Source organism: Clostridium sp. C8-1-8, assembly GCF_009928445.1.
Taxonomy (GTDB): Bacteria; Bacillota; Clostridia; order Clostridiales; family Clostridiaceae; genus Clostridium_AR.
This window is the reverse complement of record NZ_JAABNO010000030.1, coordinates 1-12,762: the sequence shown is the minus strand read 5'-3', so window position 1 is coordinate 12,762 and position 12,762 is coordinate 1. Positions and strand designations below refer to the sequence as shown.

Below are 12,762 nucleotides of genomic sequence, written 5' to 3'. Positions count from 1 at the left end.
TGGTATCTAAATAAGTATGGTAAAAGTTATAGTATAATATTGACATTATTTACAAGATAGGAGAGACTAATAATGAAATAAGAAATTAGGAGGGAGATTATATGATAGAACCATTGGACTGTCCATACGAAGATTTTCCTGAGACTGAAGCTACTACAGAGGGAGTACAGATTATTTCTACAAATAGTGAAGACAGATACTTAGAATATAGAGAGAATGTAATTTATGTAAGTAGAGATGGTTTAGACTTACGGCTTCAAATAATAATTCCAACTTACTTTGATATGAGAGGTAAAAAGTTTCCATGTATAGTTTACGTACAAGGTTCTGCATGGATGAAGCAAAATTTATATGCCAACATACCACAATTATCAAAATTCGCTGAAAGAGGGTATGTTATGGCTTTAGTAGAATATAGACCTTCTCAAGTAGCTCCATTTCCAGCTCAAGTACAGGATGTAAAGACAGCCATAAGATATCTAAGAAAGAATGCATCTGAGTATAATATAGACTCTAATAACATAGCTGTTTGGGGAGATTCCTCTGGTGGTCATACTGCGGTTTTAGTTGGTATTACCCAGGAAATGGAAAATATTGATGTGGAAGAATATAGTGAGTATTCTGCAAAGGTCAATGCGGTTATAGATTATTATGGACCTACAGATATAACTAAGATGAATGAAGTAGCATCCATAGCTGATCATATATCATCAGATAGTCCAGAAGGTCTACTTATTGGAGGAGTAAATGTAATAGAAAATAAGGGGAAAGCTGAGAAAACTAATCCTATTAATTATATATCCAAAGAAAAAACTATCCCTCCCATTCTCATTATGCATGGAAATAAAGATCCTTTGGTGCCTTTTGAACAAAGTATATTATTCTATGAAGCATTAAAAGCTCATGATAAGGAAAGTGATTTTTATAAGCTAAAGGGTGCCTATCATGGAGGACCTCAATTTTGGACAGACACAGTGTTAGATATAGTTGAAGACTTTGTGAAGAAGAATTGTAATTACTGACATCATGATATGAAAGCGTCTACTTTATCCTTAAGGGGACTTTTCATCTAGGATAACTCTTTTAGTTTTTTTGTAGCTCTAAAATTAAATAAGCCACCGGTTTTATTAATGGGTTCACTTGAAGGGTGCAAAGTCAAAAGATATAATAATAAAAGAGTGCAAAATTACATTGGTTTTGCACTCTTTTATTTTGGGTTAAATCAATAATTTAAAGGTATTTATATAATAAATTACATTAAACCTTACACTAATTTTTGCAAAGGCTCTATCTGCTACAAGTTTTGGTAAAAAATATATAATTAGTTTACAATGTAGATATATATAGTAAATTAAGGCGAAGTTATCTCGCTCTTCTTATAGAACAATAGCATTGAAAGGATTGATATAATGTCACAAGAAGAAATATTGATGTTAATAGGTAATATATCCCCCCAAGCAAGGGATTATGTATATAATTCCTTTAAAAATGTTGAAGTATTATACTATATGCATACAGAACAGAACAAGGGGGTCTTTGTTAAAGTTGACAACAAGGATTGCTGTATTTTTTATGCTTCTTTTCTTAATGAAGATAATATAGAAGATATTTTAGAAATAATTAATAATAAAACTACTGAATACATTTCAACCATAAATACAAAAGAAGTATGTTTTAACGTGTATGGAAATAATCCCAAAATAATTGATTTAGTAAGGAATTTAGGTTTTAAATTAGATATTGAAGGATATTACCTTGAATATGCCAGTAAAGAACTACCCAAATTAAAAAATAGCAACTTAACTGATAAAGGCTTTGAAAGCGGTATGCTAAAAGAATTCATTGATTTATTTGATAGTGCATATTATCAGTTAAGTATAGATAATGGTTGGGAAATAAATGGGTACGCTAAAAATGAAGAACAATTTCATGAAAAACTTAATACTTTGAATAGCTTTAACCAAGTTTATTCATTTTGTCTAAATAACGAATTAGTTGGTGTTTACATTATTAAAGAGAACTATATTATGGATATTGTTGTAAATCCAATATACCAAAATAGAGGATATGGAAGTTACATATTAGAACATTGCATAAAAAATATGAAAGCAACCAAATTTATTGATAACATAAGACTGGGAGTTGTGAAAACAAATACTGGTGCTAAAAGGTTATATGAAAGAAATGGGTTTGTTGAGATTTCCTCTTATGCTGAACATACCTATAGATAAGTGTGTAAAATATTTAATCATCATTTACAATCTACATATATTGTTCAGCAATAGTAAATTAAATATGATTTGGTGAAGTTTTTATATTATACATGAATATAATACAATTTAAATTACTGGGAAATATAGACATATAACTTTCTAATATACTATAATATAATTGAGCTTAATTTCAAAGAATATATAGTCTTATCATCGATATTAAGTTCTAATTAATCACGAAAAAGAATGATTGAAAGGGGTAAGTTTTTATGACAGAATATGTTATTTATGCGTAGCAGAGGCTATTGCATAAGATAATAATTAAAATATAGAATAGCCTTTGCTCAATCCTAAAATTAAATTATATTTAGGAGGAGCATAAAATGAGCTATGCAAATGCCAGGGACATTTTCCCTGAAGATATATTAGAAATAATACAAAAGTATGTGGATGGAGAATATATTTATATACCTAAAAAGGAAGAGAACAGAATTGCGTGGGGGGAGCTTACCCAATGTAAGAAAGAGCTTTTAGAGCGCAATAATAAAATTTACGGAGACTATTTATTAGGTAACTCAGTTAATACTTTAGCTGAGAAATATTTTCTATCACCTAAATCTATACAGAGAATTATTTCTAAGAAAAAGAAGGAAATAAAGTGATTGTTAAGCAATCTGGGTGATATTTAATTTAGATATAGAAGTATCTCTTCGTTTACAGATAAACTTTGTTATGAAGGGGTATATCCATAAAACACTAGTGAGTATCTTGTCATTAGTGTTTTTTATTCTTAAAAAATCCACCACAGGGTACATTGATAAAGGTTGCCTTTTTTTGAAGAAAGATATATAAGGATTTTTTCAGAAGGTGGTGATATTAGTTCTTTTAGATATAGAGGGGAATAAGGGTATGGAGAGTATAATTATAAATAATGAGGAGTATTTCTTCATTTCAAATTTTAAAGATGAAACTTATTATAGACAAAGCTTTAATGAACTAACACGAAAGAACTTTGGATTCGACTTTGAGCAGTGGTATATGCTAGGTTATTGGGGAGAAAGCTATATACCTTATTCTTTTGTTCATCATAACAAAGTTGTGGCTAATATTTCTGTAAGTATAATGGACTTTGTTGAATTAGACAACAATAAAAGATTTATACAGCTTGGAACTGTGATGACAGACTCTAATTATAGAAATAAAGGTTTGTGTAGATTTTTAATGGAAAGAATACTGCAACAGTGGAAGGATAAATGCGATATTGTTTATTTATTTGCTAACAGTAGTGTATTAGATTTTTATCCTAAGTTCGGCTTTAGGCAAACAAGACAGTATCAGTATTCTAGAAATGTATCAGCTTGCTATGGCGAGAGTTTAGCTGAGAAGCTAGACATGTCTTTAGAAAGTAATAGACAATTATTTATGAATAAGGCTACAAATTCAGTAGTCTTTTCAAAGCTTGCAGCTAGAAATAATTTATGGCTACTAATGTTTTATTGTCATAATAGTGACTCAATCTATTACTTAAGAAATGAAGATGCAATTGTAGTTGCAGATATTGAAAAAGGTACTTTAACGATTAATGATTTATTTGCATCTAGAGAAAGCGATTTAGATAACATTGTTAGTGGATTTGTAAATAAAAAAATAAAAAAAGTATTTTTCGGTTTTACTCCTAAGTTTATTGAAGGGTACGATCTAGAGCCTCTAACAGAAGATGATACAACGCTTTTTATCTTGGGAGAAAAAAGCAAAGTTTTTGAAGAGCACAAGTTAATGTTTCCTATTTTATCACATGCATAAAGGATTGCTGTATCTAAACTTTAGTTGTAGCTGTTCGATAATCACGGGTTATGGGGAACATATAACTAAATAGTTGAATCAGCAATACTTCAATCCAAAAAAATAATTTTAGTATGAAATGGTACATCCAAAATATAAGAGGAGTCAAAGGGTAAATTGACTTCTCTTAATTGTTTAGTTATTCTATTGCTTAGTTTTAGAAAGTGAAAACTTCATCTGGCTTACCAGATAATATGTTTGAGTATATAGCTTCACCATGTTGAAGATAAAAAACTTCGAAAATTGGGTTGTCAGCTGTTTTATAACCTTTTGCTACTAAAGGAGCATTATCTATAACTAATTGCTTTTCAGCTAGATCTTTAGCAAACTCAAATTTTCCACTTAGTCTAATTGTTGCAAAGTCTGAAGTTGTTACTATAAATTCTATATAAGGATTTCCTTTAAATTGAGCAAATGCCTTTTTAGTATTGGCAGTGGTGAAATAGAGTTTACAGGTGTTTCTTATTCTACATTTTGGGAACTTTTAAATTTCTGCTCTATGTTCAACAGCTTTAACTTTTATCTCCGGGATATCAACTACTTGTCGAATAACATTTCTTTCCGATTTTATATCCTGTAAGGATGTTCCGCAAATATCGCACTTATCTACAGTAGGAATAATTATTTTATCAGGATTATCATTAAGTTCAAGAGCTTTTGTTTCATGACCTTCTTGAACACCAGAATTTTTATCGGTCTTTACTCTTAAACTTTTAGTTTTCTTTTTGAAACCGTCTGATGATGGTGGCTTACTGCTGTTATTACTTTTTTTATTAACTTGGGTTTATAATGATTTAACTTGTGATGTCAATGACTCAATTTGAGCATTTTGTTCTTTTATTTGATTAGATAAATTTTTGATAACATCAGTTACTTCAGAAATCCCTTCGTTATAGATTTCAATTATTTGGCCTTCGCTCACGTAAGTCACCAGCTTATCATTAGTTTTTTTAGACAGGATTTATAATATCAAAAACTAACGATAAGAGAAAGGGTTTTGTGGAAAATAATTGCATAATATTTATTCAATTATTTAAATAACTGGATAATTACTTGCTTTGTTACGATTTTGTGGGATAATATGTAATATTTATAAATTTAACGATAAAAAACATAACAAAAAAATAAAAAGTTGCACTATGATTTTACATAAAAGGATATATACAACATGATACAATGAAGTTGTTAAATTATGTTATAAGGAGGGTCTATATGTCAAATACAAAAAAACTTATTTCATTACTATTGGTTATTTGTTTTTCAGTTTCTTCAATGCAGATACCTGTTTATGCTAAAGATAACAAGAGTAATAGTGGTAATGCTGAAAATAGTACTAATACATCTGTTGTAAAAAATCAAAAGTCAAAGAAAATAACAAAAGAATTGACAAATGAAAGAACAGAAAACAGCAAAAAATTTCAAAAGGAAGATGGAAGCTTTGAAGTAGATCAATACAACTCAGCGATTCACTATCAAGACGGTGGTCAGTGGAAAGATATTGACAATACTTTAGAGGAATCGAAAGATAAAGATGATGATGGAAATAATGTATTGGAAAATAAACAAAATAACATAAAGGTTAAAATTTCAAAGAATTCATCTTCAAAGAAGCTTGTACAAATGAAAAAAGATAAGTACGAAATAAACTGGAGCTTATCAAATGTCCAATCATCAAAAGCATCGGTGGTTACTGCAGATGAAAATAAAATAAATGATGATATAGATAAAAGTGTAGAAAATGAGGTTAATAACGATAAGGAGTTGACAAAAGTAACCTCAGATGAAAAACAACAGATAAAGGAAGATTTAAAGACTAATGAAAAAATTAAAGATTTAAAGAATATTACTTCACAGGTAAACTTTCAAAATGTGTATGACAATACTGATTTGCAGTATATTTTAAATGGTAGTGATATTAAAGAGAACTTAATTGTTAATAAATATAATGATATACTAGCTTTTCGTTTAACATAAATACAAAGAATGTTACGCCAATTTTACAACAAGATAAATCAATAATATTCTTTGATTCTAAAGACAAGTCAAAAAAAGTATTTCAAATAGAAGCACCTTATATGTATGATAAGGTAAACAACTCCAGTGATAAAATTGAGGTAGCGATTAATCAATCTAAGAATGGATATTTATTAACCTTAACTCCTGATAAAACCTGGTTAAGTAGTAGTGATAGAGTATATCCAGTAACCATAGACCCTTCAATGCAAACTTCATTAGAACGTAGCAAGATTCACGATACTTTTGTAGCATCAATTGATACTGAAAACAAATGCAATAATCAATATGTGAGGGTTGGTCTAACACCACGTAATGTAGGCACTTGTAGAACTTACATTAAGTTTGATTTGCCTAAGCTTTCCACCGGAGATATGATAACCAATGCCCAGTTAAACTTACTTCAATGTTCAGATGTAAGCAACGTGTCTTCAAATCAAGTAAATGTCCACAATGTAACTCAAGACTTTGATGCAAGTAAATTGACTTGGGGTACTCAACCAAGCTATGATTCTCATATTGAGGCCTTAAATATGATTACAAGTAATCAGAATCAATGGGTAAACTGGGACGTTACTAGTATTGTAAAGCAGTGGTTCACAACGGGAAATAATTATGGAATTATGTTGGAACAAGATAATTCTTCTAATTATACTGCCTTTTGGTCTTCTGATATGAATGATGCTTTTACTTCCGCAAGACCAATGATTTCTTTCAACTATATAAATAATAGTGGAATCGAGAACTACTGGACATATCACTCTCAAAATGTAGGGAGAGCCGGTACATCCTATATTAATGATTATAATGGTAATCTAGTATTTACTCACAATGACATTGATATGAGTGGAAGCAGAATGCCTGTATCAATAAATCATGTTTTTAATAGTAATGATATTACTACTTCTAATATAGGTTTTGGAGCTGGATGGAGACTTAATATAAATCAAAGATTAGAGAGTCAGACCATAAATAATACTCAATACTATAAGTATACAGATGAAGATGGTACTAAACATTATTTTCAAAATTCAGGCTCAATGCCAATAAATGATGAATTAAATTTAGGACTCTCATTGACAAAAGAGGGAGATGGATCTTTATCAATTAGCGATAAGAAGAATAATAAGATAAACTTTAGTTCCTCAACTAATGACTTAAATTATATAAAGGATGCTAATGGTAATACTATTACATTTACCTATGGAGGTACTTCAAGTAGTGGAGTTAGGAATATTACAAAAGTCACAGACGGATCAGGGAGAGTTACATCTTTAAATTATAATTCTTCTGGAATACTAACATCAATTCAAGATACAGCAGGCAGGACTATAGCTTATAATTATGATGGAAATGGCAATTTGACTACAATTACTTATCCAGATAATAAATCATCAAGTTACTCTTATGATGGTAATCATAATTTAGTAAGTGCAACAAATTATGATGGATACAGAATCTCTTATCAATATTATGGGATTGCTCCGTATAGAGTAAGTCATCTCTTAGAATCAAATACCAATGGAACCTTAGGTGATGAATTAAGTGTGTCCTACGGGAATAACAGCACTACATTTACCGATGTAAAAGGAAGAAGAAGTATATACCAATTTGATAATGTAGGTAAGACACTGTGTATGAAGGATGCAGATGGCAGTGCTCAGTATTATAAATATACTGACAGCACAAATGCTTCAAAGGTAACATCAGAATCAAAGCTTGAAAAGACTGTAATTAACTTGCTTACAAATCATGATGCTGAAAACTCAGATTCATGGGGAGTTGGTACAGATGGTGGTAGTGGATCAAGCAGCTTTACATCAGCAGCTAGTTATATGGGCAATCAAAGCTTAGCGATAAATAAAACAGATAATGTAAGTAGACAGTATTTTGATCAGTGGAATATATTGAAACCAGGAAAAACTTATACTTTTTCAGCTTATGTAAAGACTGTAAATGTATCTAATACCTACGGAGAAGGTGCGGTAATAAGTTTTTATTATAAAGATAAATCTGGTAACTATCAGCGTATAGATTCTAACTATTTAAATGGAAGTAATGACTGGCAGAAGTTACAAACGACTTTTAATCTTCCTATGGATGCAGCGGATTACAATGTACTAACTAGAGTTAGTATGCTACAAGAAACTGGCACAGCGTATTTTGATAGTATGCAATTAGAAGAAGGTGGTGTAGCAAACAGATATAACTTAGTAGATAATGGTGATTTAACAGGCTCCTCAGGAACGCCTAATAGATGGAATACTATTAGCACAGGAGGGTCTGATGGATTAGTTTCTACTAGTGATTCTGATCACCCAGCAAACCTAGATAATTCTGTATATCAAGTAAGTGGTTCTTATGGAGTACAAAAGAAATTAGGTCAATCAATTAATATAAAAGGAAAAGCAGGAGATATTTACACAGTTGGTGCTTGGGCAAAAGCGTATTCAGTTCCAAGCGGTACTTTTCAGTTGCAGGCTGTCTTTAGCGGTTCAAGTGGAAGTCAAAGTGTGAATTTCGATTTCAACAAAGACTCTAATGATTGGCAATATATATCTGGAAGATGCGTAACTAATTCAGATTATTCAAAAATAGATATATATTATATATATGGAGATAATGCAAATACTGCATATTTTGATGGAGTCCAATTATACAAAGAAGAGTTTTCGAAGAGTTACCAATATGATTCAAAGGGTAATTTAGTATCCACTGCTGATCTAGCAACACAAAACTCTAAGTTTGAGTATAATGGCAATAATGACGTTTTAAGAGCTGTAGATCCAAAAGGTAACTCATTTAAGTACGAGTATGACAGTAAACATAATCTTACAAGAGGAACATCAGCTGCTAACGTAAATTACAGCTTTAATTATGATAGCAATGGAAATGCAGTTAGTGCAAGAGTAGGCGATGGAGCTGACTATATTCAAACAAAAGCTGATTATACTTCCAGTGGTAACTATATAAAGTCTTTAACAGACAGTATGGGTAATACAGTAAGCTATGATTTTGATGAAAGCAAAGGGTTATTAAATAGTATAACTGACCCGAAAGGAAGTAAGACAAGTAATACTTATGATAGTGTTGATAATCTAACAAGTACTAGTAAGACTGTAAGCGGACAGCAGATAACTAATAGCTATGGTTATCAGAATGATAAAATAAGTCAGATTACCCATAATGGCTTTAACTATAATTTTGCTTATGATTCTTTGGGAAACAATACCGGTGTATCTGTGGGAAACCAAAATTTAATTACTAATACCTATGAACCAAGAACTAGTTTATTGACAAAATCCACTTATGGAAATGGACAATCGGTAAGCAATTATTACGACAATTCTAATAGAATCTTATCAAGGAATGTAGGTGGTAATACTACTGTTGGAGTTACGTATGATGCACAACTTCAAAATATAGGATGGCAGAATCCTTGGTCAAGTGACAACAGTTTAGCTGGGACAACAGGTCAAGGGTTAAGATTAGAGTCTTTAAAAGTTCAGCTAACCAATGCACCATCTGGTATGAAAGTAAAGTATATGGCTCATGTTCAGAATGTAGGCTGGCAGAACTGGGTATATGATGGAGGTATAGCAGGGACTGTTGGACAATCACTAAGTATAGAGGCATTAAGAATTCAACTTGAAGGAGCCCCAGAAGGTTATAATGTAAGATATCAAGTATATGCTGATGGTATTGGATGGATGGATCCTGTATCAAATGGGGATATAGCAGGAACAGTAGGACAGAATAGAAGGATAGAAGCTGTAAAGATACTTGTAGAGTTGCCGAGCTATACTTACCAATATGATGCTGCTGGTAATTTAGCTTATAAAAATGATTTAGAAAATCACGTTAGTTATAGATATGTATATGATAATTCTAATAGGCTAGTAAGAGTTTCTGATTCAACTGGAAATATGATAAGTTATAATTATGACAATAATAATAATATTAGCTCTGTAAACTACAATTCATCTGGCAAATCATACACCGTAAACTATAGTTATGATGCTGATAATAAACTAAAGAGTACTACCTATGGAGCCGACGAGTATGATAATAATTATGATTCTTTGGGAAGGTTGACAAACAATGTTATAAAGACAGGATCTACTCAGTACAATGTTAATTATAGTTATGCTCCAGGGGCTACTGCTTCAGGTATTGGGGTAAACTATAATGGTTATGTAGACACTGTGGGCTGGCAAGGAACAAAATTAGATGGTGAATTGTCTGGAACTGTAGGACAATCCTTGAAGTATCAAGAAATCAATATGAATTTAACTAACGTTCCTACAGATACAAATAATCCTCTAAATAAAATGAGAATTCAATATCAGACCCATGTATCTAACATAGGCTGGCAAGATCCTGTTTATGGTGGAACAAATGCAGGTGCTATAGCGTCAAACTATCAAATTGAGGCAATAAAAATAAATTTAGTAAATGCCCCAGCAGGTTATCATGTTTGGTATCAAGCTCAATTACAAGATAAAGGATGGACAGAACCAGTACAGGACGGAGCTATGGCAGGGACTACAGGTCAGAGCCTAAGACTTGAGGCTTTAAGAATATATATAGTTAAGCCGGGAGCAGACTCGAAGGATTCCAATAAAATAGGTACCATTAGTAATAATGGGAACAATATAGGTTATACCTATGATGCCAACGGAAATATAAAAAGTATATCACAAAATGGACAAGTTATATCTTATACTTATAATGAGCTTAATGAAGTTACAAGAGAAGACAATCAAACATTAAATTATTCTATGGTGTATAGCTATGATGCTGGTGGAAATATTGTAAGCAAAGTACAGTATCCATACACAACAGGAAATTTAGGAGCTGCAACAAATAATGTTAGTTACAGCTATGGAGATGGTAATTGGAAGGATAAACTAACTTCTTACAATGGAAAGAGCATAACCTATGACCAAATAGGAAATCCATTGTCTTATGATGGCAATACCTTTGGTTGGAAGTCTGGAAGACAACTAGCGTATATGAGTTTAAGAGATGGTCGTGTCGTAGGATTTAAATATAATGATGCAGGAATAAGAACAGAAAAGCGTGTAAATGGAGTAACTACAAAGTACTATCTAGATGGAGATAAAGTAATATCTCAGCAAGATGAAGAAGGTACAAGCATAAGATATAATTACGATGCTAATGGAAAACTAGTTAGCATGGTACTAAACGGCACAGAATACTTCTATATAAGAAATGCCCAAAGTGATATAATAGGATTAATAGACACTTCAGGAAACCAAGTAGTAAGTTATACTTACGATACTTGGGGAAAACTTATATCAATAACAGGAAGTCTAAAAGATACTGTAGGAGTTAAAAATCCTTATAGATATAGAGGGTATAGGTATGATACCGAGACTGGGTTGTATTATCTACAATCAAGATATTATAATCCTGAGTGGGGTAGATTTATTAATGCTGATGGATTAGCTGGACAAACTGGCGAGTTGTTATCGCATAATATGTTTGCATATTGCGAGAATAATCCTGTAAATTTACAAGATCCAGATGGACACTTTCCTTTCCTATTACCATTATTGTTTGCACCAGAAATTATTGGTGCAATAACTGCTATAGTTACAGCAGTTATAGTATACGGACCACCTATTATAAATGAAATGAATATGATTATTTCTAACTATGGTTCGCAGTTAACTTCTACTGTTCAAAATGCAGTCGAAAGAACAAATGGTGATAATAGTCCTGATCCAAACAATGGGGAAAAGGTGGCTGAAAACTCAAGCAAGATTGGCAATAATTCGAGAATAAATAACCGTGCTCTAAAGAACTTAAATAAAAAGTTAGGTAAAGCAGGAGTCAAATCTTTTACGAAAGCTATGAATAAAGGTATTGTTGGACCAGAGGGACAGAGTGGGATAAAAAGACTAGCTCCTAATACTAAAGTGGGAGGTAAAGCTTTTGAATTTGAGGTTAAAGTAAAGGATGACTTTGCGAATTATAGATTATATGGCAACCTTGACAAAAGCACAGGTGAATATGTTTGGGATGTTTTTGATAAAGCATTACATTAAAAAATATTATAAGGAGAAATTGAATTGAATACACTTGAATTAAGAGAATGGGCTGTAAAGAATGATATTGAAAAAAGAACAATAAAAGGTTTTTGGAACTACTATAACAATTTTCTGGAGGAAGATTCAGAAACCTTCTACTCTATATATGGTAAACTAGAGCAAGAAATGATTTGTGTTAAGTTATCGAAGGTTGCGTTGACAATAGTAAATTGGCCAGATGACTATGTGAATGATTGCATTATAGCATATGCATCTATAAAGTATGACGATATTAATATTGCAGAGTATAAACTGGTTTTTAATCTTGTAGGTGAGATAGTTGATGACTATCTTTTACCGGATTAATTAATGATACCAATAATTAAACGAAACCAATGGGGAAACCTGTTGGTTTTTTCTTATTATATTAGAGAAGTTCAAGGTGTTATAATATTATAAGTAGATGGAAATGAAAAACAAGTTGTAGCGTATAATTATTATGATACTTGGGGTAAGCCGATTGCAATTACAGAAGTACTTGCATCAAGTAGGAATGAAGAATCCTTACCTGTATAGAGGATATAGGTATGATACCGGTGCGACACGTTGCAGTATGAAAAGTATTGCCTAAAATGCTA

General features: G+C 31.5%; 7 protein-coding genes and 1 pseudogene. 7 read left to right on the top strand and 1 reads right to left on the bottom strand.

Features of this window, described 5'->3' with window-relative positions:
- The first annotated feature begins 101 nt into the window (after positions 1-101).
- From GXK57_RS21720 to GXK57_RS21705, 4 genes are all read left to right on the top strand, one after another.
- Entirely contained in the window at positions 102-1,022 is a 921-nt protein-coding gene (locus GXK57_RS21720; protein ID WP_160680115.1) for an alpha/beta hydrolase, read from the top strand.
- Positions 1,023-1,409: 387 nt separating this feature from the next.
- Positions 1,410-2,231 (top strand): GNAT family N-acetyltransferase, encoded by an 822-nt coding sequence (locus GXK57_RS21715; RefSeq protein ID WP_160680114.1) that lies wholly within the window; start codon positions 1,410-1,412, stop codon positions 2,229-2,231.
- A 365-nt stretch (positions 2,232-2,596) separates the two neighbouring features.
- Positions 2,597-2,875, top strand: coding sequence for a CD3324 family protein (locus GXK57_RS21710; RefSeq protein WP_160680113.1), 279 nt, complete (start codon positions 2,597-2,599; stop codon positions 2,873-2,875).
- 247 nt (positions 2,876-3,122) lie between these two features.
- Complete coding sequence (locus GXK57_RS21705; protein WP_160680112.1) at positions 3,123-4,016, top strand: GNAT family N-acetyltransferase; 894 nt, start codon at positions 3,123-3,125, stop codon at positions 4,014-4,016.
- Between the two features lie 523 nt (positions 4,017-4,539).
- Here GXK57_RS21705 and GXK57_RS26695 read toward each other — a convergent pair.
- Positions 4,540-4,824: pseudogene (locus GXK57_RS26695) on the bottom strand (DUF6444 domain-containing protein); the annotation flags it as partial.
- A 443-nt stretch (positions 4,825-5,267) separates the two neighbouring features.
- On the opposite strand from GXK57_RS26695, the gene GXK57_RS21695 reads away from it, so the two are divergent.
- The 3 genes from GXK57_RS21695 (at position 5,268) to GXK57_RS21685 (ending at position 12,490) form a co-directional block, all read left to right on the top strand.
- Entirely contained in the window at positions 5,268-6,029 is a 762-nt protein-coding gene (locus GXK57_RS21695) for a hypothetical protein (protein WP_160680111.1), read from the top strand.
- A gap of 101 nt (positions 6,030-6,130) precedes the next feature.
- Entirely contained in the window at positions 6,131-12,142 is a 6,012-nt protein-coding gene (locus GXK57_RS21690) for a DNRLRE domain-containing protein (RefSeq protein WP_160680110.1), read from the top strand.
- Between the two features lie 24 nt (positions 12,143-12,166).
- Positions 12,167-12,490, top strand: coding sequence for a hypothetical protein (locus GXK57_RS21685; RefSeq protein WP_160680109.1), 324 nt, complete (start codon positions 12,167-12,169; stop codon positions 12,488-12,490).
- Positions 12,491-12,762 lie beyond the last annotated feature (272 nt).